The organism is Kitasatospora sp. NPDC085879 (genome assembly GCF_040686255.1).
Classification (GTDB): domain Bacteria; phylum Actinomycetota; class Actinomycetes; order Streptomycetales; family Streptomycetaceae; genus Kitasatospora.
The window spans coordinates 90,360-114,315 of sequence record NZ_JBFBJZ010000026.1; the positions used below are offsets into that span (position 1 = coordinate 90,360).

At 71.1% G+C, this 23,956-nt stretch carries 13 protein-coding genes and 1 pseudogene; 7 read left to right on the plus strand and 7 right to left on the minus strand.

Annotated elements, in window-relative coordinates; all coding sequences use genetic code 11:
* Nucleotides 1-38: 38 nt before the first annotated feature.
* On the plus strand, nucleotides 39-356 hold the full coding sequence (locus AB0P35_RS20940) for a hypothetical protein (RefSeq protein ID WP_363512573.1): 318 nt from the start codon (nucleotides 39-41) through the stop codon (nucleotides 354-356).
* Between the two features lie 34 nt (nucleotides 357-390).
* Here AB0P35_RS20940 and AB0P35_RS20945 read toward each other — a convergent pair whose 3' ends face one another.
* The gene (locus AB0P35_RS20945) at nucleotides 391-3,255 is read right to left on the minus strand and encodes an AAA family ATPase (protein WP_363512575.1); all 2,865 of its coding nucleotides are present in this window, start codon (nucleotides 3,253-3,255) and stop codon (nucleotides 391-393) included.
* 151 nt (nucleotides 3,256-3,406) lie between these two features.
* On the opposite strand from AB0P35_RS20945, the gene AB0P35_RS20950 reads away from it, so the two are divergent.
* A complete protein-coding gene (locus AB0P35_RS20950; protein ID WP_363512577.1) occupies nucleotides 3,407-4,267 on the plus strand; it encodes a methyltransferase domain-containing protein in 861 nt (286 codons plus the stop codon).
* Nucleotides 4,268-5,572: 1,305 nt separating this feature from the next.
* Here AB0P35_RS20950 and AB0P35_RS20955 read toward each other — a convergent pair.
* The 5 genes from AB0P35_RS20955 to AB0P35_RS20975 all read right to left on the minus strand — a co-directional run bounded on the left by AB0P35_RS20955 (nucleotide 5,573) and on the right by AB0P35_RS20975 (nucleotide 16,074).
* Entirely contained in the window at nucleotides 5,573-8,104 is a 2,532-nt protein-coding gene (locus AB0P35_RS20955) for a hypothetical protein (protein ID WP_363512579.1), read from the minus strand.
* A gap of 284 nt (nucleotides 8,105-8,388) precedes the next feature.
* On the minus strand, nucleotides 8,389-12,819 hold the full coding sequence (locus AB0P35_RS20960) for an FtsK/SpoIIIE domain-containing protein (protein WP_363512581.1): 4,431 nt from the start codon (nucleotides 12,817-12,819) through the stop codon (nucleotides 8,389-8,391).
* A complete protein-coding gene (locus AB0P35_RS20965; RefSeq protein WP_363512583.1) occupies nucleotides 12,816-14,387 on the minus strand; it encodes a hypothetical protein in 1,572 nt (523 codons plus the stop codon). The genes AB0P35_RS20960 and AB0P35_RS20965 overlap by 4 nt, the downstream gene beginning before the upstream one ends.
* Nucleotides 14,388-14,401: 14 nt before the next feature.
* Nucleotides 14,402-14,983: a sigma-70 family RNA polymerase sigma factor gene (locus tag AB0P35_RS20970; protein ID WP_363512585.1), complete on the minus strand. Its 582-nt coding sequence runs from the start codon at nucleotides 14,981-14,983 to the stop codon at nucleotides 14,402-14,404.
* Nucleotides 14,984-15,324: 341 nt separating this feature from the next.
* Nucleotides 15,325-16,074, minus strand: coding sequence for a hypothetical protein (locus AB0P35_RS20975; protein WP_363512587.1), 750 nt, complete (start codon nucleotides 16,072-16,074; stop codon nucleotides 15,325-15,327).
* A 750-nt stretch (nucleotides 16,075-16,824) separates the two neighbouring features.
* On the opposite strand from AB0P35_RS20975, the gene AB0P35_RS20980 reads away from it, so the two are divergent.
* Nucleotides 16,825-18,399, plus strand: a complete 1,575-nt coding sequence (locus AB0P35_RS20980) for an APC family permease (protein ID WP_363512601.1) — start codon at nucleotides 16,825-16,827, stop codon at nucleotides 18,397-18,399.
* Between the two features lie 14 nt (nucleotides 18,400-18,413).
* A complete protein-coding gene (locus AB0P35_RS20985) occupies nucleotides 18,414-20,465 on the plus strand; it encodes an AMP-binding protein (protein ID WP_363512589.1) in 2,052 nt (683 codons plus the stop codon).
* 174 nt (nucleotides 20,466-20,639) lie between these two features.
* Here AB0P35_RS20985 and AB0P35_RS20990 read toward each other — a convergent pair.
* A pseudogene (locus tag AB0P35_RS20990) lies at nucleotides 20,640-21,260 on the minus strand (IS5 family transposase); the annotation flags it as partial.
* Nucleotides 21,261-21,491: 231 nt separating this feature from the next.
* Between AB0P35_RS20990 and AB0P35_RS20995 the strand changes: the two are divergent.
* From AB0P35_RS20995 to AB0P35_RS21005, 3 genes are all read left to right on the plus strand, one after another.
* Nucleotides 21,492-21,842, plus strand: coding sequence for a TetR/AcrR family transcriptional regulator (locus AB0P35_RS20995; protein ID WP_363512591.1), 351 nt, complete (start codon nucleotides 21,492-21,494; stop codon nucleotides 21,840-21,842).
* Nucleotides 21,839-22,135: a hypothetical protein gene (locus AB0P35_RS21000; RefSeq protein WP_363512593.1), complete on the plus strand. Its 297-nt coding sequence runs from the start codon at nucleotides 21,839-21,841 to the stop codon at nucleotides 22,133-22,135. Before AB0P35_RS20995 ends, AB0P35_RS21000 begins: the two co-directional genes overlap by 4 nt.
* Before the next feature lie 239 nt (nucleotides 22,136-22,374).
* A complete protein-coding gene (locus AB0P35_RS21005) occupies nucleotides 22,375-23,862 on the plus strand; it encodes a twin-arginine translocation signal domain-containing protein (RefSeq protein ID WP_363512595.1) in 1,488 nt (495 codons plus the stop codon).
* Nucleotides 23,863-23,956 lie beyond the last annotated feature (94 nt).

Genomic DNA, 23,956 nt, shown 5'->3' on the forward strand with positions numbered 1-23,956 from the left:
CGCCCGGCACCCCGGCCGTCGGCCTTCACCTGGCTGCGATGACCGACAACTACCTGCGGCTGGTCTCCCAACCCGGCGTCGGCGGTCTCAACGTCCGGCACTGCTGGAGCGCACCTGTCGCCAGGCAGGCCCTGGACGAGGCGGTCTCATCCTGGACCAGGCCACGTGCCCTCACTCACGCCGCCGCCCCTGCCGACCTGAACCTCCTGGCCCATGCGCTGGTCACGGCAGAGCGACCGGACGAGGCTGCCACGGTGTTCCAAGCGCTCGGCGCCGTCGTTACCTCATGGCCGTGGGGTGTCGGTGCAGCCGCGGTGCAGCGATTCGCCCGCTGGCAGGAGCGACTACTGCCGTGAAAGCCGCTCGACGGGCCGGTGTACCGGCCAGGCGTCAGAACGGCGCTGACGCGGGAGCCTGTACAGTCGTGCCGTTCCGGCGGGCCACCGCGGCAAGCTCCGCGCGGGTGGAGAGCCCGAGCTTGCCCAAGACACTCACCAGGTGCTGCGTGACCGTGCGCGGAGAGACCAGCAGCCGCCCCGCGATGTCACGGTCGGAGCACCCCTCGGACACCAGGGCCGTGACCAGATGCTCGGTGCTGCTCAGCGCCCCCCACCCGGTCGTCGGCCGGACCCGCCACGGCCGGGCCACACGCACACCCGCCTCAGCGAGTCTGCGCTTTGCTCGGTCGGCGTCCCACACCGCCCCGAGCTGCCCGTACACGGCCAGCGCGGCGTCGAGCGCGGCGCCCGCCTCTTCGGTGCGACCCGCACCGGCGAGAACCTCGGCGGCTCCCTCCTGGGCGTATCCCTCCGCGAGCGGCTGGCCCGCCATACGAAACGCTCCTGCGGCCTCCCCCAGCACATCCGGGTCGCTCTCCAACAGCCCGCGGGCCAGCGAGGCAGTGCCCTGAATGCTCACTGTCGAACCGCGTGCCGCCAGCCGCCCCAACTCCGCGGTGAGATGACCGAGCAGATCAGTGCGGTCCAACCGACGGCACAGCCGGGCGATGTCCGGGCAGAGCCAGCGGAGGTAGTCCTGAGACATCTCCCGCACGCCGTACTTCCAGGAGTCGAAGAGCAGATCGAGTGCGTCGCCCGGTGCGCCGGCCGCCTCCCGGACCAGCGCCCTGGCCCAGCGCCGCGCGAACTCGTAGATGTCGGCCGCGAAACCCCGGTCCGGGTGCTCGACCAGGTCGGCGAACTCCCGGGCCCGACCGCGGTGGACGCCGATCAGCGCCTGCATGCTGCGCAGCGCATCGCCGACCCCGAGGAGGTCATTGGTCGCCACGCCCGCCGTGATCTCTGTCAGAGCGTCGTCCCACCTGCCCCCGTAGTACCCGAGTTGCGTCATCCCGACGTGGTACCACACCTGGAAGACCGTGCCTCCGTACTCGCAGTCGCGCAGACCTGTGACGAACTCGCGGCGCGCCTCGGCGAAACGGTCGAGTTCCACCAGCGCAAAGCCCCGCACAAAGTGCGGGATCATCGGCAGGTCGGGACTGACATCAAGGTCTCCCAGGATCGCCAGCGACTCGTCGATCAGCTCCAAGGCCTGGCCGGGATGCGAAGCGGACGCCCGCATCCCGGCCAGCAGATACAGACCGAATGCGGTGGAGTAGGCATCCTGGTTCGCCCGCCCGCAGGCCAGGGCTCCCTCTGCCGCGGCGGCCATCAGGTCCAACCGCCCCGAGAAACCGTGGCACTGGGCGATGAAGCACCGGAACCGGGCTGCCTCGACCGCACCCACACCGTCCGAGGCGATGGCGGCCTCCGCCTCCTCGACGGCCTGGTCAAGCATCCCCTGATGCAGCAACGAAAGGGCCAGCTGCCAACGCAGCGCGGCCTCTTGTCCCACCGCAGCTGCAGGCTCTCCGGCACGTGGGGTGTACAGCGCCGCCCGGGCGCAGCGCTCTGCGGCGGCCGGATTCCCGCCCCGCAGCAGGGCTCTGGCAAGCTGATGGTGCAGTCGCCCCGTGCGCCCGTCCCCGGGCTGCACAGCCTGCAGGGAGCGCTCCAGCAGGTCCACGGCGAGCTCCGGTGCCCGCATCACCAGTGCGTCCGCGCTGGCGTCCAGCCAGTCCACCGAGCGGAAGTCCAACGGCTGGTCGGAAAGTAGCAGATACTGCGCGGACCGCTCCACCGGAGTGCCAGCCGCAGCCAAGGCGTGCCCGGCGTGCGCAAGCACCGCGCTGCGGGTGGTGGACGGCATCCGGTCGGCCAGGGCCTGTCGGATCAGCTCGTGGCGGAAGGTCAACCGGCCTCCGTTGTAGACGAGTACGCCGGAACGGACTGCCCCGCCGACCGCCTCCAGGACCTCCCGCAGCGGTATGCCCAGGACGGTGGACACGTCCTGCGGGGTGACGGCGGCACCGAGCAGCGCTGTGACCTCCAGAACGTCCTGCTCCTGCGGCGCGAAGCATCCGAACCGGTCGACCAGGACCTCGTCCAGTGAACCGGCCGGCAGCGACCCGTCCCCGCCGTCGGGCCCGGTTGCGATCTCGGCCACGCCGTCGCGCACACACAGGTCGCCCTGCCGCTCGTAGGCGGCCACCAACTCCGTCAGGAACAACGGACTTCCCGCAGCCGGTTCCACCCGCTTCAGCAGCCTTGCGCCCGGACGGCCGCCCGCCAGGTCGTGCACCAACTCGGCGACGGCGGGCGGCGTGAGCGGGCCGAGGTCCCACGACTCGGACCCGCGGGCCTCGAACTCCTTCAGCAGCCCTGCCATTTCCGGCGCGGGCCGGCCAGCCGCCACTATCAGCAGCGGTAGGTGGTTCAACAGACCCAGCAGGCGGCCCAGTACCGCAGCACTCGATGGATCGACCCAGTGCAGGTCGTCCAGCAGCAGGGCTCCCGGAGCGGTGGCGAACCACTGGCCCACCACCTCCACGAAAGCCTCCGAGATGGCCACGTCCCAGTCGCTGCCCGCGGCCGCGCCTTCACCGCGCAACAGACGCGACACCCGGTCCAGATCACACGGCGGCGCGCCGACACGGGACCGAAGGCACGAGTGCAGCGCCGCGAACGGGACCCGCCGTTCCAGCTTCGCGCCCGCCCCCCGAAGGACCAGCAACCCCGCACGCCGGCACTGGGCGGCCAGCGTGTCCAACAACGCCGTCTTGCCGATGCCGGCCTCGCCCCTCACGACCCCACTGCCGCCGTGGCCGTCCGCCGTGGCCTGCACCAGCCCCGCCAGCGCTGCCACCTCGGGAGCCCGCCCGACCAGCCGGACCGGACCTTGCATCCGGAAACTCATGACGTCCTCCGATCGGCCCGGAAGGCCCGAAACATCCTGATCCTCCGCCAACCATCTAGGGGCCACCAGGCCCAACAAGGGCCCATCCCGGGCCCACGACAGCGGACTGCTCGCGCGTTACCGTCTGAGCCTCAGTACAGGGAGGCGCACCATGGCCTATGCGTTCGACCCTTCCCGGGCCGCGGAACTCGAACGAGTCCAGGGCATCGAAGCCACCTGGGACACCTGCACGATCGGCCTCCTGGAATCCCTCGGGCCGGGGCAGGGCGGCTCATTCCTCGAGGTCGGTGCCGGCGCTGGCAGCATCGCCCGGTGGGCCGTCGGCCGGGTCGGTGCCTCGGGCGAGGTCGTCGCCACGGACCTCGACACCAGGTTCCTTCAGAACCTGCCGCCCGGTGTCACCGTCCTGCGACACGACATCCGCACGGACCCGCTGCCTGCCGACCGGTATGACCTGGTGCACGCGCGGCTGGTGCTGAGCCATCTCCCGGAGCGCGATGCCGCACTCGCGACCGCAGCCGCGGCCTGCCGCCCCGGCGGCGTGGTACTGATCGAGGAGTTCGACGAGAGCGACACGTTCGGCGGATCGTTGCACCGACCGCGTGTCAACTCCGCCGAGGCCGAGGCGATCCTGCTCCGAGCCTGGCCCGCCGTGGGTGTCTTCGTCGCCTCCCTCGGATACGACGCCACCTATGGGCACAGGCTGGCCGACAGCCTCGCCGACTGCGGTCTGACGGACGTCACCGTCACCAGGACGGTAGCGGTCCTGCGCGGCGCAACCCCGCAGGCCCGTGCCTATCGGAACAGCGTGGCCCACCTCGGCCTGAGGATGATCGAACACGGCTTCCTCTCCGCCGAACGGCTGGATCCCGTGCTCACCCTTCTGGACGACCCCGGTTTCTCGATGGCAACACCGGTGCTCGTCTCTGCCATGGGTCGGCGCCCCGTCCAGGCCGACTCTGCGAGACGCGCCGGCAGACGATTCATGGGAACAGCCGCCGGGCCCGGCTGACGACGGCAAGTGACACCAATGCCTGTTGGACCTGATCGCAGGGAAATCAGGGGCCCGCGGGCACACCCAAAGGCCCAGGAGCCCAACACCGTCTGCGCCCGACGCCGCCACTGGCCTCATGGCGGATGTCTTCAACAACCGCCATGGGCAGGGTGAGTCTTGTCTCCCCCTTCCGGGGCCCGGCGATGGCTGCCGGGCCCCGGAGCCCCTCATTGGATCGGGAGTCCAGAAAGGCGGCTTCGGCGCATGCTCCAGATCGTGCTCCCCGTGGCCCTACCCCCCGTACCGCTCCACGACGTCCCGGCGCCACTGCTGACCGTCGACACCCGTGGCCATGAGGACATCGAAGAACTGGTCGAGGAACTGGCCACGGCCTGCACCCGGGCGACCCACACCCTGCTCGTCGTCCCGAGCTGGCTGGACCCCGCCACCAGGGTGAGGCTGCGCACTGCCCGTCGCCTGCTCCAACCGGCGCCCCTGTCCCTCGTCGAGGTCCACGTCCCGCCATTGGCGCTTTCCGTACTCGCCCGTCAACTCACCGTACTCTCGGAGGCCGTGGCCGAGCCCTCCCATCTGGTCACGGCCACCCCCGTACTCACCCGTGAGCTGGTCATCGGAGCCTGTCTGTCTAGCGTCTCCGGGTACGCGTCGGTCCCGGTGCATGCGCATCTGTCGGCGCACCTGCCGTGGACCGCGTTCGCTGCCCTGTTCGGCCCCGCCGGCAAAGTGGCTCGGGCTGGCGCACGGCGACCCCCTGCCAGGACGGTAATGCGCCGGACCAGGCTGTTGCGCGGCAGGCCCGGCCCCAGGAACACCGGCTGGGCCCCGGCATCGGTGGCGCTGCACCTGGGAGCGTGTACGGCCGAGGAGGTTCCCCCGGCACCGCAAGCGGCCGCCTGGTGGGAATCCCGCCGGGTGGTGGAGTTCGTTGCGGCTGTCGAAGACCCGCAGGGGCTCCTCAACGCAGTCCTGGCCGCCCCCGCTCGCCCCTGCCGGTGGTGTGGCGCCATGGTCATCGGGGGCGGATGCCCGTTCTGCGTGGTGGCCGCGCCCCACGAGCCCGCCCCACACGGCCAGGCTGCACGGGGAACGGGACCGGTCTGCCTCGGCGTACGAGGCGCCGCATGACCCCCCGCCAATGCCGCGTCGCGTCCAGGCCGTCCTTGCAAGCGTCGGTGCTCCGCTCGTCTTCACCCTGGTGTCCAGCGTGATCACCGGCGTCATGGGGTCGGGGCAGGAGATCCTCCGGGTTTGCGAGGGCCGTCGGGTCGGGCAGGCCGTGCCCGACGCCCTCTCGTCGGCCGGTCAACGGCCCGTACTCTCCGAAGCCGGGTAAGAGCCGTTAGAGCCGAGCGATTGCGTCGAAAGCGAGCCCTGGTAGGAGTACGCGGTCGGACTCGTCGCATAGGAGTACGTCGGGCTTGTGGCCCCGTTTCCCGATGCGGCCAGTTCACTGTCGCACGACGTCGCCCCGGTCTTCGCGAACGCTTCGCGCCTATACGCGAACCCGTACCCATTACTGTACGAGTAGACCTGGAGGGGCTCCCGGCTGAGGACCTCCGCGATGACGGCCGGGTCGTAGACCGACCCGCCTCCTGTCCTTGCGGGCCCCCGGACTGTGCCCTGCGGGTTGAGCGCGTCGCGGATTTCCTGACGGCCCAAGCCGCGCATACCAGTTTCCTGCAAGGCAGGACGGGGTCCCGCAGGCACTGCAACAGTGCCCGGGCCTTCGGCGCGTGTCGGGCCCGCCACGCCCCCGGGAGCCTGGGGGTTCTCCAGGAGGAAGGCTTGCAGGGCCTCCCTCCGCACACGGTCGCCGACGGTGGTGTACTGCGTGCCTTCCGAGACCGGGCGTTCCACGGTCGTGAACCATTGCGGATCGTGGAAGGCGGCGCCCCCCACGGGTCCCGGTCCGCTGTGCCCGGGTGCCGCTGGGGTCTGTTGTCCGACAGGCGGTGGACCGCCCACCGGGTACGCATCCTCCTGGACTCCGGATCGGATCTCAGGTTCGCCGTTGAGACCGTGATCCGCCGTCTCGGGAAACCGGGACGCGGGCCCGGTGGCGACCGCCGGGTCCGTCGCGGCGTGGCTGGTGTCCGCGGGATCTCCCACCGGGGTGTCCAGGCCCATGATGTGCGGTGCGGCCTGCTCACCCGCCGGGCCCATCGCGGCGTGGCTGGTGTCCGCGGGATCTCCCACCGGGGTGTCCAGGCCCATGACGTGCGGCGCGGCCTGCTCACCGACCATGGCCGGTGCGGTCGAGACGGTAGGAGTGGAAGACCCCGGGCCGCCCGACTGCGGCGTGTTCGCCGCAGGACTGTCGGCCGCCTGAACCTCGGGGACGGTTGGAGCGTGGCTGGCCGGCATGGGACCGGCGGTTGCGGTGTGCCCTGGTGCGGTGTCCGCGATGACGGCGCCCGCCTGCCCGGGATGTGCCGCAGCAGAGTGTGTCGTTTCGGGGTGTGCTGTTGCGCCGAGGCCGCCCACGGCGGTGCTGACGGTGTGTTCGGCCGGGACGGACAATTCCGGGGTGGCGAGGGATGCGGGGTGGCCGACGGCTGGACCGTCCGCACCCCAGGAGCGGGCGGGTGCGTACGCCGCCGTCTGCTCCGGTGTGTGGGCCATGGCGGTTTCGTGTGTCGGTTGTTGCCCCGCAGAGATGGTTCGTTGTTCGACGCTGAGATCGGCGGACCGTGTCGATTCCAGGGGGGTCGGGAGATCGTTCGTGGGGATGTCCGAGTGGCCGGTCATCCACTTGGTGGTCCCGGTTGTCTTGGTGTCGAGGGGGAGTTGCTTCTCGGGGACGGTCGACCAGTGCCGTGGGGCTGCGGTTGCGATCGTCTCCTGGTAGCTCGGCGGCTTGTCGTCCGAGGTCCGTCCGCTGCCGCCGTGCGCTGCATCGCCGTATGCCGGTGGTGTGTCGCCGGGGGGCGTGGCCGTTTTTCCCGGATCGGTCAGGGGTTCGTGGACGGTGGCCGTGGGGTGGTCGGTGGCGAGGCTGTGGCGGGCCACCAGGTGGCCGGCGAGTGCGCCGGTGGCGCCGGCGACGAATCCGCCCCAGTCGGTGTTGAGGTGTCCTTCGGCGGCGCTCATGACCAGCTGGGTCGCGTAGCCGCCGGCTCCCTGGACGAGGGTCTGTCCGAGCAGTCCGGTGGTGAGATTGGTGGTGCCGCGGGCGGCGATCTCGGCGGCGCCGGCGAGTGTACCGATGCCGAGGCCGACTGCGCCGCCCATGGCGCCGGCGGCCACGGACATCAGGAAGGAGCTGACGTCGAAGTGGTCCGCGTAGCCGGTGGCGATGGCGAGGCCCTGGGCGGCGGCGTCGGTTCCGGCGACGATCAGGGCGCCCATGCCGGCCGCGGCGATCGCGCGCACCAGCCACTGGCCGATCTGGCCGAGTGCGGTGCGGGCGGCGGCCTCGATCGCGGTCAGCCAGGTCAGGGAGGCGCCGGCGGTGAAGGCGGCGCAGTAGATCGCCCATGCGGCCGAGGCCAGGACCCAGGTGATGGTGAGCTGGAACTGGTACTTCGCCTTCGCGGTGGAACCCGCGGTCGAAGTGATGCCGTCACCGATCGCGTCGGATCGCTCGGCCAGGGCGAGCAGTCCGCCGTGTTCGCCGAGGATCCGGTCGAGGGCCTGCCGGTGGGCGTCGTAGCCGGGGCCGTGCCAGCCGGGGATGTAGGTGTTCAGGGCCTGCTGGCGTTCGTGGAGGGCGCGCAGGTCGGCGGCGAGTCCGTGGAAGGTGTGGGCCTGGACCAGCAGGTCGTCCTCGCGGGCGGAGGGGTACTCGATCCCTGTGAGGATCTTGGCGACGAGTCCTTCGGGGGTGGTGGACACGAACGGGGCCCTCCGGCCGGTGACGGGTCCCGGCTTCACCGGGTCGGACAATACCGGCACGTCAAGTCCCGTGCGGCGGCGTCAAGACCCTAGCCGTCACACCACCCCCACCCCAGGGCCCGTCACCCCAACACCCCGGGACACACCAGGACCACAGGACCGGGCCTCGCGGGGAGAGGCCGGTCACGTCGCCAGCGAATTCGCGATCTTCCCGTCCATGTCCTGCATCGCCGTCTGAGGCCGGGGCATCCCGGAAGAGATCCAGTGGCGTCGCCGACCCGCCGTCAGACGGGTCGACGCGGTCCGGGCACACGCAGTGTCGTGTGCGGTACCAGGACGGCGACCGGCGCGGCCGAGCGTGGGTCCGCCAGGTAGGCGCGGCCGGGCCGTGCCGGGCGGCGGACCAGGTCCGGTGAGAGCCTGGCGCCGATGAGGTCGCCCTCGACCATGCTCCGCGGGCTGAGCAGGACCCCCTGTCGGGCGCGCCGGGCGTTTCCCAGCCATCCCATCATCGTCTGTCCGAGGAGGTCACCAGTACCTGCGTAGACCAGACCGATGGCCCGGTCGCGACCGGTCGCCACGATCTCCCGCAGTGCGGGGTCGATGCCGCTGCGGTCGAGGAGGTCGGCGTCATCGACCAGCAGGGCGGTCGGGCCGGTCGCTGCGCTCAGTGCGGCGTGCAGGTCGGAGGCCGACGGGTCGGGGGATGTCAGGACGGCCAGGACGTCGGGGAGTTCGGTCAGCCGTCGCAGGGGCGATGGACGTGGCGCGAGCACGATCAGCCGGGTGCCTCCGGCCAGCAGCGACAGCCCCATGGTCATCAGCAGGGTGCTGCGGCCGGAGCCGGACGGCCCGGCCACCGCGCAGACGCCCGAGCGTCCGGCGAGGTCGATGCCGCGGACGGACAGGTCGTCCCCGCCGACGCCGACCATGGCCCACAGCGGGCGGCGCAGGGATTCCGGCACGTGTTGCAGTGCGTCGGCGAAGCCGATCGCAGCGGGTAGCGGGGCGATCCGTCCGGGGCGCAGGTCGGTTGGCACGTCCGCGTCCCGCGCCGCGGCGGCTGCGGCGATCCGCCGCAGGGCATCGGCCTGGCCCTGGCCGCTGCGGTCCGCGTCCAGGACGGCGACCTGGACTGCGCTGCCCTGGGAGAGCCAACCCATTCCCGGGCGGATGACGGTGGGCAGCCGGCTGCTGGACAGGCCGATGCCGGTGTAGTCGGTGCGTTCCGCCATGCGTAGCAGCAGCCGGGTGTCGTTGAGGCTCCCGACCCGGCCGCCGAGCAAGGCCCGGTCCGAGGTCATGACCAGGTGGATTCCGGCGGCGGCGCCCTCGCGGAGCAGCAGGACGACTTGTGCCAGCAGACGGCCGCCGTCGAACTCGGTGAGGACGGTGGACAGCGCGTCCCAGCCGTCGATCATCAGCATCAGATGCGGTGGCCTGCGGTCCGCGGGGAGTGTGCCGCGCAGCTCGGTCACGTTGGCCGCGCTGTGTTCCGCCAGTGCGGCCTGTCGACGGTGCAGTTCCTCGGTCGTCCGGGCCAGCAGGCGTTCGACGCGTTCCAGGTCGCCGCGGGGCACGACGGCGCCGCAGTGCGGCAGTTCCTGCAGGACGGCCAGCGCCCCACCGGCGGCGTCGATGGCGTAGAGATGGACGTCCGCGCAGGAGTGCGCGCGGGCGAGGGCGCCGGCCAGGGTGCGCAGTACCTGGGACCGCCCGGATCGTGGGGCTCCCAGCACGGACAGGTGGCCGAAGGAGGTGAGGTCGACGGTGAGGGGGGTCTGCCGCTGGTGGGCGGGTTCGTCGACCAGGCCGTACGGGACGGGGGCGAGCGTGTCGGCGCGGGCTTCGGCCGACGGCGCGGGCAGGTCCTCCAAGAGGAGCAGGTCGGCCAGCCGGGGGAGCCAGGGGCTGGGTGCGCGTTCCAGGCCGAGGCCGGTCGAGGCCGCTGTGATGGCGTCGACCAGCCGGGAGAGGTCGCTGGGGCCGGGCGGGGTGCTGTCCGCGGCGGGCGCCGTCGGCGCGGCCACAGGCCGTCCCAGCTGGTGCCAGGGCACGGCGACCGCCCAGCCCTGCGGTGTGGTCTGCGGCCGGTCGTCGAGTACGGCTCCCACGTAGCCAGCTTGGAAGGGCACCACCTGGCCGTGGCCGAGCCGGGCCAGTGCCCGGCCCGGGGTGCTGCTGGAGATCGCCACCGCGTCGTTGCAGTCGATGACGTCATTGCTCTCGCTCGCGTCGGTCACCCGCAGGGCGATGCGCAGGTTGGTGTTGGCCCTGATGTCGCCGTTGACCACGCCGGTGGGGCGCTGCGTGGCCAGGACGAGATGCAGGCCCAGGCTGCGGCCGCGCTGGGCGACGCCGACCAGGCCGGGGACGAACCGCTCCACCTCCCGCACCAGGGTGGCGAACTCGTCGATCACCAGGACGAGGCGGGCCAGTGCGGGCAGCGACGGGTCGGCGACGCGCATCGCCTGGTACTCCTCGATGTCCTTGGCTCCGGCGCCCGCCAGGATGCGCTCTCGGCGGTGCAGCTCGGCGCCCAGTGACTCCAGGGCGCGTTCGGTGAGATGCGCATCCAGGTCGGTGACCATGCCGAGGACGTGCGGCAGCCGCGCGCAATCCTTGAAGGCGCTACCGCCCTTGTAATCCACCAGGACGAATGCCAGTTCGTCGGGGCGGTTGGCCGCGGCGAGCGAGACCACCAGGGACTGCAGCAGCTCCGACTTGCCGGCCCCGGTGGTGCCTGCCACCAAGGCGTGCGGCCCGTCGCGGACCAGGTCCACTGTGAACGGGTTCGCATACCCGGCTCCCAGGACGACCGACGTGCCGGACGGCTGCCGTGCCCAGCGCTGGCGGAGCGAGTCCGGGGTGAGCGGGTCGGGGCCCAGCAGGTCGAGCAGGCGTACCGATACGGGCAGCGCCGTCTCGTCGCCGACGCTCACGTCGCGTACCGGTGCCAGTGATCGGGCAATGCGCTCGCACCAGGCGGTGTCCACCAGGTCGGGCCGTACCCGGTGCGCCGGCTTTTGTCCTTGGACGCGCACGGTGAGGGTTCCGGCCTCTTCGGCCACCACTGCGTGGGCCTCCTCCGGGAGCAGCCGCTCCAGGCGGTCCAGGCAGATGCTGAACACTCCCACCGCCGGCCCCTCCTGCAGGACCTGGACGATGCCGGGGACGTCGCGCAGGCCGCGTGCGCCGTCGAGGACGACCAGGATGTCCGGGCCGGCCGCGGAGGCCGCGCCGAACGCGGACCGGCGGGCCCGGGTGCGTTCCTCGATGAGTGCGACGAGCTCGGTGACCCGGTGGCCGACCGTCTCGGGGTCGGTGCCGACCGCAGCCGCGGGACCCGGTTCCGTCCACGGCCGGGCGTGCGGCAGCCATCTGATCCAGCTCCAGTCCTCCTCCCGGCCCTCCAGGGACAGCAGGCATAGCCGCAGGTCGCGCGAGCTGTGCAGGGTCGCAGCCTGGGCGACGAGCCAGCGGCCGAGGGAAAGACGGACGGCGGCGGGGCCCGCGACACCCACCACGTGGGCCTCGGTGAGGGGCAGCAGCACCGGGGCGTCCCGGATCACCGGCGGGTCGCTCGCCGCCGCGGTCGCCTCGGCCGCGGCGTCCTCCACCACCACGCCGGACGGCTGGTCCGCGGTGCCGACCCGCAGCACCAGGCGGTCGGTGTCCTTGCGTCGCCTCTCCCACAGACGGCGGCCGGGACCGCAGGCGGTGAGGGCAACCTGCGCCGGATCGGGATGGGAGGAGCGCCTGATCAGGCGCTCCGCTTCCACGGCGGCGGCTACTTCGTCCTCCACGTAGGCGAGGCGTTCCTGGTACTCCAGGCACTGTCGGCGGTAACTGCGTTTGCCGTTGCGGCGGTCGTTCACGTACGAGGCGAGGGCCATGACGGGGCTGAAGCAGGCGAACAACAGGAAATAGGTCCGGTGGAAGATCACCGCCATGGCAATGCCCATGGCCAGTGGTGCGGTGGTCATCAGGATGGGCAGGGGTCTGCGGGTCGGCCGGGCGGGCGGTGTGGGCAGCCGGAAGCGGTGGAAGACGGGCAGCGGGTAGATGCGGGGCGGCCGGTTGTAGTCGAGGCCGAGTTCGCCCTGCGATGGTTGGACGGCGGCGTCCGCAGTGGACGGGGCGGTGATCTCCAGCAGAACGGTGCCCAGGGTCAGCTGGGTGCCGGTGGGGCAGGGCCGCTGCTCGACCAGGGCGTCGCCGTCCAGCAGCGCCCCCGGGTCGGGCCCCGGGGAGATGCACAGGATGCCGTCGGGGCCCACGGTGAGCACGACGGCACGTTCGGGTACCCCTTCCTGAGGCAGCCGGATCGCGCATCCGTCGAGCGATCCGATGTCGTACACCGCCGGCCGGAGCCGGTGCACCTGCCCGGCGCCGGGGCCCGAGACGGTGCGCAGTTCGGCGATGACCGGGCCTTGGCCGCGGGCCCAGTCGGCCCGCGGGTGCCGGTCGCCAGTCGCAGGGGAGTCCACGCCGAGCACGCAGCCGTCGCGGAGCGGAACCTCGTCCAGCCGTGCCTCGGGGTCGAGCAGGGTGGTGTCCAGGTAGAGGCCGGTCACCGGGGCGCCCGAGTGCCGGGACAGGGTGTCGGCGAGCGCAGCGATCCGCATGCTCGGGGTGACGCCGACGACGACGTCGCTGACGGTGGCGTCGACCGGGCGGGCCGTGCTGAGGGAGAGTCGCTGCATCTCGGTCATGCCAGTTCCTCGGGACGGTGTGGCGGTCGTGGGTCAGGGGACACCCGGCGTAGCCCGGCAGGAAGGACGGGAGGCGCCGGGAGTGCGGGGGTGGGAGGCGCCGGGTCGGGAGGCAGAGCCTCCCCGGAGCCGGTTCGGACGGTCAGTCCCAGCGGCGCGGCCGTGAGGGTGCCGTCCTGCGCGGCGTCGAGGCTCCACCGGGTGCCGGGCGGGTCATCCCCGACCACGACGGCGCGCAGCCACCGGCGGCCCGCCAGGAGACTCTCCAGCTGTTGGATCTCTCCGGGCGACGGTTCGGCGCAGAACAGCACCGCCGCCTCGCCGGTGTCCGGTGAGGCGGCCAGCTCGTCGAGCAGGTCCGCCAGTGTGCGGCCGTCCGGCGCGAAGTCGCCGCTCAGCCGGAGCGCCACCGAGCGGGAACGTTGCCCGGTAGTGATCTGATGGATCAGCGATCGTGCCACGGCCGTGCGGCGCACCCGGTCTCCGCCGAGAGCGACCAGCCCCGGGGCCCGGAGCAGGTCGATCAGCACGACCGCGTGATCGGTCGATCCCAACGCCACATAGCAGGACGGCGGCCTCCCGGCCGGCGGGGGCAGGGCCGCGATCGCGTTCCGGGAAAGGGACCAGGTGCGGCCGTCGTCGCCGCACCGCCAAGGCCCTGACGGCGCGGGCAGGTCGGCACCTGCCAGCTTGACGGTGACGTGTCGGTCGGCGCACAGCACCGCGTACACCCACGAGGCCGGTGCGCCCCCGTCGCCGTCGGTCACCATCTCGGCCGCGCCGGCCACCTGCTCGGCGAGGAGCGCAAGACGGAGATCCGCGAGATGCGCCGCCAAGGAGCGAGCGGTCGCCGCGCGTCCGCGCCCCGCGGCGAATCGGGAGCGGCCCGGCTCCCGCGAAGGCCGGGCCGTGCGTCGGCGTACGCGGCGCAGCAGCACGATACCCAGCAGCACGAGGACGGCGAGGGCCGCGGCCACCGCAGGACCCGGCCCGAAACGGCCGGACGGCGCGGGGTCCGGGGAGACCGTGCCGGCGGGGTTGGAGACAGGAGTGGCGGGAGGGCTGCCGGAGACCGCGACGGGGTCGAAGCGCCAGATCTGTGCTTGGTCGGTTCCGCACGGCTGGCCGGCCAACTGGCGGGCCGGGCCGAGGTCGGTCAGGCAGTTGCCGTACCGCATACTGCGGATGCGATAGCCATGGGAGCCGGTCTCCAGCGACCAGACCTGCTCGCCCGTCCCGCGGAAAACCGTTCCGACCGCCAGCGTGTCCGCGCCCTCCTCCAGCACGTGCACCCGGCCGTCGGGTGCACGAAGCTCCAACACGAGCCCGCCCGCATAGTGCCCGACCTGCCAGACCTGATTCCATCTGCCGTCGGGCTGCTGGGCCACGACCGGGACACGGCCGGCCGACTGGGCCTGGTGGGAGAGATCGGCGACCCGGGTGGTTCCGACGTTGCTGATCAGCGCGCTGGGGTATGGCGAGGCCGGGCTGTTGTCCGCCGGGGGGAGGGCGGTCGCGGCCGGAGCGGGGCCGAGCACAGCAAGTCCGGTCGCCCCCAGCAGCAGCATCCTGCCGGTCGGCCTCAAAACCCCGCCACCCCGTTGACTCCATGCTCGTGCAGGACGCGCCGCATGGCCCGGACCGCCTTGTGCATCCTCGACTTGACCGTGCCCGGCGGGACGCCCAGTAGCGCCGCCGCCTCCGGACCGGATCGGCCCAGGTAGTGCACGTGCAGCAGCACCTCCCGGTGGGCCGGGAGGAGCTGAGCCAGTGCGTCTGCGAGCAGCTGCCCGAGGAGAGTGTTGTCCAGCCCCTCCTCGTCCGGCAGGTCTGCGATCTCCTCCGCGCTCACTTCGTACGGGCGCGCGCGCCTGCGCCGCACGGAGTCGATGACGAGGTTGCGGGCAACTGTGAACAGCCACGGACGGGGGGAGGTCTGCTGGGGCGCCAGCGTGGCGAAGTGGAACCAGGCCCGCAGGAACGTCTCCTGGACGATGTCCTCGGCGCTGTGCGGGTCATGGGGGACGAGCCGGCCCACGTAGTTCAGCAGGCAGTCGCCGTGATCGGCGTAGAGCCGGCGGACGAAGGCGTCCCGTTCCTCCCACCGGCCGTCCGGGGAACCGGGGCACTCGGGCGTCTTCGGCCTGGATCGGGTGGCTTCCATCGCACCGTCCTCGTCTGTGCCGGGCCGTGGCGCCGTACGCCGTTCCGGAAGGGGCGGCCACTTGGGCGTCACGACCCGGGCGGGAGCCAGGGCCGTCCCCGGCCGGTACTTCGGGGAACCACGGTGCGGGGACCATAACGGGCGCCGCCGAAGACGGGCATGGGTCCCGGGACCGACTTGTCCCGGCCCCGTTTGGGCCCAGGGCCCCAGATGCCGCCGAAGTCATTGAAACGGGCCGCTTTCCCCTCCTGAATTCAGATCAGCGGGCAGCGTGGGCTCCCGCCCGGCAGCCGGTCCCGTCGATGGAGGGTATTCGTGGCACGCACGGCGCGCACCGTTGTTCAAAGCACCGCGATCGCGGTGCTCACGAGCACCTCGATCCTCGGCACCGTCACCGCGGCAGCCGCGGACACCGCGCCGCCCGGCTCGACGCCGGCGGCGGGCTCACCGTCGCGCTCGCCGGCCGACACCCCGAAGCCGACCACCACGGAACCACCCACTGCCTCGCGGGACCGGGCGCCGTTGGACACATCGACCACGGTCGACGCCGCGCCGCCGCGCGGCGCCACACGTGGGGCCACCGCATCGTCCGAGTCGGGCCCGTCGGATGCCGCACCTTCGCCCAGCGCGGCCACCACGCCGGTGCCGCCGAGCCCGTCGGACACACCCACCATTCCGGTGCCGCCTGTGCCGACGGACATCCCGACCACACCGGTGCCGCCGACTCCCTCGGACGCACCCACCGATCCGGTGCCGCCGAGCCCGTCGGACACACCCACCGATCCGGTGCCGCCGAGCCCGTCGGACGCACCCACCGATCCGGTGCCGCCGAGCCCGTCGGACGCACCCACCATTCCGGTGCCGCCTGTGCCGACGGACATCCCGACCACACCGGTGCCGCCGACTTCCTCGGGCACACCCACCATTCCGGCGCCACCCCCCAGCACGGGAGGCATCCCGCCCATCCCCTCAGCCGACCCGCGGCCTACCGCTGCACCGCCGGCTCCGGCTCCGGCGCCAACCGCCTCTGTGCCCGGCGTGCCTCCGGTGGCCGTGGCAGCCCCCGGCGCCCCCACCGCGGAGGTTGGCACAGCCGCGTCCTCGGCGCCCGGCGGCCAGTCGCAGGTCACCACTTCCGCGGCTGACCTGGGAACCAGTGGGCTGGCCCAGACCGGGAACGAACCCCCGCCGGGCCTGCTGATCGGCCTGGCCCTGACCATCTCGGGCCTGGGCGCGACCCTCCTGCTGGGCGCCCGCCGCCTCTTCGTCGGCCGGGGACGCCATCGCTGATCGAAGGTGGGTACGGACACTGGAGAAACCCGAAGGCCCGCAGCAGACCCGCGCCCCGATCCTCTACGTCGGCGGGCGGCCGGCGGGTCTGGTCAGGATCGCGATGTCCATACGTTCGCGAAGCAGGGGACTGCTTGGCCGGCGCGGCGTGGACGGCGTACTACCGCTGTCACCGGCGTCCGCCGTCCACACTCCGGGCGTGCGCTTTCCCATCGACGTGGCGCACCCGGACCGCAAGCCGAAGGTTCTGGCGACCGCGACGACGAGACCGTGGATCCTTGGTCGGCCCCGACTGCGGGCCCGGCGGGTCCTGGCACGGAGGCGGGATGCCGGCCGGCTCTGGGAGCTGGGACCGGGCAGCGTCTTCTGCCTCGCCGAGGGACCGCACATACGGGGGCAGACATAGGAGAGTGCCATGCCGGTCTGAACGGATCAGCGCCACGCGTAGATCTGTTGACGCGTCATTTTCGCCGGAGTAGCCTAATGCAAGTATTAACTTGCATTTGTTGGGTGTGCCGCACGGCCTCGATGCCCCCGACACACAACGGCGGATGCCAACGCATTCCGCCCCGGGCGGTCGACGGCCCACGCTCCTCCGCCGTCACCGCGAGACGAGCCCGCTTCCAGGGAGTCGATCCGTGTTGATCCGGAACCCGCAAGGCCCACCCGCAGACGGAACCGCGCAGCCCGGCCTGCGCGGCGAACTGTCCACCCCCAAAGTGGCGGCTCTGTCCCTGTCCGCCGCCGCCCCGCTGGTCGCCATCGCCGGCACCGTCCCGCTGTCGATAGCGATCGGAGACGGAGCCGGCGTCCCCGGAACCTACTTCCTCGCGACCCTGACCCTGCTCTGCTTCGCCGTCGGCTACGCCGCGATCAGCCGGCGGATCTTCTCCAGCGGCGGGTTCTACACCTACATCCTCAAATCACTCGGCCGTCCTCCCGCAGCCGCTGCCGGAGTGCTCGCACTCATCGCCTACAACGCCCTGGTCATCGCCCTCGCCGGCGGCATCGGCTACTTCACCCAACTCGTGATCCGGATGCTCCTGGACCGCAACCCACCCTGGTGGCCCCTCAGCTTCCTGTTCATCGCGGTCATGGCCGTCATGGGCTATCGCAAGATCGAGCTGTCCGGACGCGTGCTGGCCGTACTCATGGCCCTCGAGATCTCGATTCTGGTGATCCTGGACACGGCGATCGTGATCACCGAGGGCGCATCGGCCTTTCCCGCCGCTGCCCTTGCCCCGCACACCGTGTTCTCCGGTGCACCCGGCGTGGCCCTCATGTTCGCCTTCGGCTCCTTCTGCGGATTCGAGGCCATCGCCGTGTACGCCCGCGAGACCAGGAACCCGGAACGCAGCATCCCCCGCGCCACCTACGCCTCTGTCCTGACGATCGGCGTGTTCTTCTGCCTCACCTCCTGGATCGCGGTCGGCGCGCTGGGCGTCGACAACGCCCGCGCTGCCGCCGAGGAGAAGCAGGGACTGCTGTTTCCGGGACTGGCCCGCAACTACCTGGGCACCACCATGATGTCGGTATTCGACGTACTGATCATCACCTCGGCCTTCGCCTGCCTGCTGGCCGCCCACAACGCCGCCTCCCGCTACCTCTACACGCTGGGCCGCGAAGGACTCATGCCCAGCGCCGTCGGCCGCACGCACCCGAGCCACCACTCACCGCACACCGCAAGCCTCGCTCAGTCCACCCTGTGCGTAGCCGTCGTCGCCGCCTACGCCCTGGCCGACCTCGACCCCTATCGCAACCTCACCACCACCATGAGCGGCGTCTCCACCCTGGGCATCGTGCTCCTCGAAGCGCTGGTCTCGGGCGCGGTCGTCACCTACTTCTGGAAAGACCCGGCCAGGCACTGGTGGCGCACCGTGGCCGCACCCTCGCTCGGCTGCGCAGGCCTGCTGGCCGCCACCGTCCTGATCTGGCTCAACTTCGACACCCTCGCCGGCACCGAATCGGCCCTCGTCAACAGCTTCCCGTGGCTCGTGGTGACACTCGCGCTGGCTGCAGCCGGCTGGACCCTGCTCTTGCGCCTACGCAACCCGGCCTCCTACGCGCGGTTCGGCAGCACCGTCGACGATCAGGAAGATGCCGCACCGCCCCCGCCGACACGCTGACCCCGGAGCCCGTCATGCCCCCTGAACTCACCCCGACCCTGCTGCGCCGATCGGTCGGGCAGGAGCTCTTCGTCAGCGACTGGGTGGACTTGGACCGCGAGTTCCACCACTTGCACCTCTCGGGAGCCCACCTACTGTCAATGCTGGCCGACCTCTATGAGAGACACCTGACACGAGGCCTCGCCGCCGACCGCTGGAGCAGCCACGGAGCAGACCGGATCACCTCCCTGCGACCCCTGCGCTCGGGCGCCCGCGTACGCCTGCGCGCCCAACTCCTCGAACTGATCGACAAACCCGGCCTGCTGCACTGCGTGACCCGCAACACGTTCGAACTGGCGGGCTCCGACGAACCGGCCATGGTCGTCGACCGGACCTCTGTACTCGTCACTGGCCCACCCGCCGGCACAGAGCACACCGACGGACCACTCGAGCGCGGCACCGAATGGCGCCCGGCCGATTTCCTTCACTACTGGGCCCGGTGCTCACCCGACGTCGAACTCGATGTCCTCGGAAACAGCCGCCGTACCTACGCCGAGGGAGACCGGGACGTGCGACGGTGTGCGGCCGCGTTGATCCGCTCCGGCGTCAGCCGCGGCGACAGGATCGCGGTGCTCACCACGCCCCGACCCGAGTTCCTCACCATCCTTCTCGCCCTCTCCGAGATCGGGGCGACCTGGGTGGGACTCGACCCCGGCCAGACACTCGAGGAACTCGCCCACGTGGTGTCCGACAGCGCAGCCTCCATGCTCTTCACTCTCGCCCACCGCGACGGGCGCAGCTACCAGGCGGACGCCGCCGAACTCGCCGCCCGCATTCCCGCGCTTCGCCAGATCGTCACGATCGGCGGCACCTGGAAGGACGAGCCCCGTGCCGAACGGTTCGCGCCCGCCTTCGCCGCGCGCGAACCGTTCGAGGCGTTCGTCGCACACGGGGACGCCCTCGGTGAGGCCGAACTGCAGGAAGCCGCCGCCGCCTGCCGCCCGGACGACACCGCCGTGCTCGTCTACACTTCCGGCACCACAGGTCGGCCCAAGGGCGCGATGATCTCCGCAGGTGCCCTCGGCCGCGGCTGCCTCATCCAGGCCGCCCGTCAGCAGCCGCCGCGTCCCCGGGTGCTGGCCTACCTTCCGGTCAACCACCTCGCGGGGGTGATGGACGTCGGCATCCTGCCGGTGTCATTGGGCGGGTGCCTGGTGTACCAGGAGCGCTTCGACCCGGACGCGGCGCTCGAACTCTTGCAGAGCGAACGGATCAACCTCTGGGGCGGGATCCCCACCATGTTCCGGATGATCACCGAACGGCCGGGATTCGACGCCGCGGATCTGAGCGCCTTGCGCCGGATCACCTGGGGCGGAGCGCCCATGCCGGCCGATCTCGTCGCCCGGCTCCGGCGCACCGGGGCCCAGCTCGGGATGATCTACGGCCTCACCGAGGCCTGCGTGGCCCTCACCTACAGCGACGACGACGCCGACGACGGCACACTGGCCACCACCATCGGCAAGCCCACTCCCGGGCTGGAATTCCGGATTGCCGACAGTCACGGCCGCCCGGTTCCCGACGGCCAGATCGGCGAGATCCAGACACGCAGCACCTGCACCATGCAGGGCTACTTCGGAATGCCGCAGGCGACCGCCGCGGCGTTCACAGCGGACGGCTATCTCCACACAGGGGACCAGGCCCTCCGCCTTCCGGACGGCAACGTACGGCTGGTCGGCCGACTGACCGAGATGTACAAGTCGGGCGGGCGGAACGTGTACCCCCGCGAGGTCGAGGTGGTACTGGAGCGGCATCCCGGCGTGGCAGCGGCCGCAGTGGTCCCCATGCCCGACGCCCTCTACGACGAAGTGGGAATCGCCTATCTTGCAGTCCGTCCCGGCAGCGGGGTGAGCGCCAGTGAACTCGATGCCCTGTGCCGACAGTCGCTGGCGAACTACAAGCACCCCCGCCGCTTCGAGATCAGGACGGAACTCCCTCTTCTACCCAATGGGAAGATCGACAAGCGAGCGCTGACCGCATGGGCACGCGACCTGGAACCCCACGAGGGCGAGCCCCCGAGCACCACCTGACCGATACTCAGGAGCCGGCGGCCGAGCCTGAGAGTTCGGGCCTGCCGCTTCACCCCCGCTGACGACGTCCGGCGGGCCGCGAAGCTGACACGGCACGCCCCGAGGGCACCGTCCGCCCGCTCGGCGGTAGCGACCAGCGAGCGGGCCCCGGCCAGGATCGCGCAGGCGGCTGAGGACGCCGATCCGCTTGCCGCGTAGCCACTTTCGCAGGTGAGGCACGTCGAACGCCTTGTCCGCGTGGAGGCGTCCGGGCTTGCGCCAGCGGTCCGGGTCCCGGGCCCGTCTCGCGAGGTGGGCCTCCACGACGAGTTTCAGGGCCTTGCGGTCGTGGGTGTTGGCCGCGGTGACGTCGACGACCAGGGGCAATCCGCCCGCGTCCGACAGGATGTGCATCTTGGAACCCGGCTTGCCCCGGTCCACGGGGCCCGGACCTGTGAGTCCGCCCCCTTTTTCGGCCCTCACGTGGGCGGAGTCGAGGACGACGCGGGAGACGTCGAGCAGGCCAGCGTCGTCGAGACGCTGCAGGCCCGCCTTGTGCAGCCAGCCCCAGACCCCGGCCCGGGACCAGATGAGGAAGCGGCGGTGCGCGGTGGACTTGGAGACCCCGAAGCAGGGCGGAAGCGCACGCCAGGCGCACCCGCTGACCAGCACGTAGACGATCGCCGCGAACAGCGTCTCATCGGGCGTGTTCTGCGTCCCACCACCCTGCGGCCGCACCCGGTCCGGCGGGATCAGCGGCTTCGCGATCTCCCACAACCCGTCCGGAACTATCCAACTCCACGTACCCCGCCCCATGCCTCAAGCAACGAGCCATCACCACTGTGCCGCCGGCGGCGGGCTGCTGGCCGGTTGGGCCACCGCCCATCAGGCTGGAGCTTGACACGCATCCGGAGCCGATCTATAACAGAAGCCAAACTATTACTTACATTTCGCGCCGCGGGCCTGGGCGGGCGGGACCTGCTCTGTAGCGTCCGCGCACGGTGTGGATCATTGGTTGAACGTGGCGCTACCGGCACCACGGTGAGCATGTCGGCTTCGTCCCCGGCCCCTCTCGAAGGGTTTCCCCAGCTCCGGCGGCGGACGCCGGTGCAGGCTAGGTCGCGCCGCACGATCGAGAAGATCCTTCAGGCTGCGACGGAAATCCTTGTGGAAGCGGGACTGCCGACCCCGAACACCATTGCTATCGCGGCCCGGGCGCAGGTCAATATTTCCAGCCTTTACGCCTACTTCCCGGACAAGATGGCGATCGTGCAGGAGTTGTCGGCCCGTTTCGAGGACCTGCGGGGCCAATTCCTGGCAGAGCAGCTCAGTGGATTTGCCGAGGACGGCGACTGGGACGCGCTGATCGACCAGCCATTGACGGATTCGTCCGGTTGAGGGCCGAGGTCCCCGCCGGCGCCGATCTGCGCCGCGCACTGCAGGCCGTTCCCGAGCTGCGCGAGCTGGATCAACAGTCGACCCGGCGATCGGCCGCCTTCATTGCGGATGCGATCTGTGCAGGGAATCCGGAGATGGAGCGCGCCCGTGCGGGTGCGATCGCCCTCGAGATATCGGAGACCGTCACCAGGCTGCTGGACCTGGCGTTTCAGGGCGAGCCGTACGGCGAGGTTATCGCGCAGGAGCTTCGGGTTATCACCAAGCGCTACCTGCTGCCCTACGTCACGCCATGACGGCGTGAAATAGGTATTTGGCGGCGGCTGTGTCCGCCTGCGATCTGGTTGGGTCTGCAGGCTCATGTCCTGCCGGACGGAAAGTGGATAGGATTCGGCCACCTTCCCGCGCGGCTTCACCGCTTTCCCTGCGAGAGAACGCAGTTGACGGACAGTCGGGCAATCATGCAATTGTGATTGTGAGAGTCCGTTCTCCGCGGAAGGTCTGGATTCGCCCACGCCTCCACCAGGAGAACGCCATGAACCTGACCCGTCGTTCCTTCCTGACGACCGCAGGCGCTGCGTCTGCCGCCACCCTCCTCGGGACCGGAAAGGGGTGGGGACTCACCCCCACGCCTTCCACCTGGTCGCCGACCGGCCCGCTCGCCAGCGCGCAGTGCCCCGACTTGTGGGCCGACCTGAACACCATGGTGGGCTTCGGCCCGCGCCTCACCGGCTCCCCGGCCCACCACCAGTACATCGACTGGCTGGCGCAGGGTATGCAGCAGGCCGGTCTGACCGTCCAGCGCACCACGCAGTACTTCACCCGCTGGGAGTGCACCGGCAAGGCCCTCGCCATGAACGACGGTCCGGCGCCCGGCCCCGTGACCGTAGCGGACTTCTTCCCCTACTCCGGACAGACCGCCCCGAGCGGTGCCACCGGCAGGCTGGTCTACGTCAACTCCGGGACACCCCAAGAGATCGCCGCAGCCGATCTCAACGGCAACATCGCCGTCTTCGAGATCGGTTCGCTCATCAAGTACCCGTTCGCGGCGTTCGACCCCCAGGTCGTCAGCACCTACGATCCGGACGGCACGTTCCAGCCGACCGAGCCGATCAGCTTCGCCTGGGCGACACCGTTCCCCGGCCTCGAGGCCGTCAGGCAAGCAGGTGCAATAGGCGCCGTCATGCTGGTCGACTCCTCGCCCGGCTTCACCGCGAACCAGTGGATTCCCGACGCCCTGCCGATCCAGGGCCTTCCGGCGATCATGCTCGACCGGGTCGCAGGCGCCCCCGTTCGCACTGCTGCCATGTCGGGGTCCGTCAGCGCGACGCTCACGCTCACGGCGAACCAGTACGCGGAGAGCACCGACATGCTGGTCACGGTGGTTCCTGGGGCGAGCGACGACGTGGTCATCCTGAACACCCACACCGACGGGCAGAACGCCATCGAGGAGAACGGCGGCGTCGTCCTGAGGGCCATGGCCCGGCAGCTGGCGAGCGTGCCGAGGAACAAGCGGCCGCGGACCTACGCCTTCGTCTACGCGACCGGCCATTACCTTCAGGGCGCCGGCGGACTGAAGAGCACTCAGCTGTTCGTGGAGACCCGGCCGGACCTGATGTCGAAGGCCGTCGCGGGCTTCACGGTGGAGCACCTCGGTGCCCGCCAGTGGGTCGAACAGGGGGACGCCTACGTCAGCACGGGCCTGACGGAACCCCACGTCCACGTGGCCACCCCGGTCGCCGCCCTGCAGAACCTCTCGGCCCAGGCCTCCCGCTACGCGGACTTCCGACGGACCAAGGTGCTCCTTCCCGGCGCCGGCGGCGACCTCTACGGCGAGGGCACGGCGCTCAACCAGGCCGGCGTCCCGACCATCCAAACGATCAACTCGCCGCACCGCCTCGTGCAGGTCGACACCGGAAACGTGGTCAACACCGAGATCGACCGCACACAGTGGAATCGCGGCGTCGCGTTCTCCTACGGGGTGGCCAGCTCGCTCAGCACCATCCCCAAGAGCCAGCTCTGACTGGGCGTTTCGTCCCTGACTGTGGACGTCAGGTTCCGCGCCAGGTTGGGGTGGTTTCGCCGGTGAGTCGGCGGGTCATGAGGCTGATCATCGC

Bases quoted from the DNA above. Each gene is read 5' to 3' on its own strand.
- AB0P35_RS20940 (WP_363512573.1), top strand. From the start codon at position 39: ATGACCGACAACTACCTGCGGCTGGTCTCCCAACCCGGCGTCGGCGGT.
- AB0P35_RS20945 (WP_363512575.1), bottom strand. From the start codon at position 3,255: ATGAGTTTCCGGATGCAAGGTCCGGTCCGGCTGGTCGGGCGGGCTCCC.
- AB0P35_RS20950 (WP_363512577.1), top strand. From the start codon at position 3,407: ATGGCCTATGCGTTCGACCCTTCCCGGGCCGCGGAACTCGAACGAGTC.
- AB0P35_RS20960 (WP_363512581.1), bottom strand. From the start codon at position 12,819: ATGACCGAGATGCAGCGACTCTCCCTCAGCACGGCCCGCCCGGTCGAC.
- AB0P35_RS20965 (WP_363512583.1), bottom strand. From the start codon at position 14,387: ATGCTGCTGCTGGGGGCGACCGGACTTGCTGTGCTCGGCCCCGCTCCG.
- AB0P35_RS20970 (WP_363512585.1), bottom strand. From the start codon at position 14,983: ATGGAAGCCACCCGATCCAGGCCGAAGACGCCCGAGTGCCCCGGTTCC.
- AB0P35_RS20980 (WP_363512601.1), top strand. From the start codon at position 16,825: ATGCCAACGCATTCCGCCCCGGGCGGTCGACGGCCCACGCTCCTCCGC.
- AB0P35_RS20985 (WP_363512589.1), top strand. From the start codon at position 18,414: ATGCCCCCTGAACTCACCCCGACCCTGCTGCGCCGATCGGTCGGGCAG.
- AB0P35_RS20995 (WP_363512591.1), top strand. From the start codon at position 21,492: ATGTCGGCTTCGTCCCCGGCCCCTCTCGAAGGGTTTCCCCAGCTCCGG.
- AB0P35_RS21005 (WP_363512595.1), top strand. From the start codon at position 22,375: ATGAACCTGACCCGTCGTTCCTTCCTGACGACCGCAGGCGCTGCGTCT.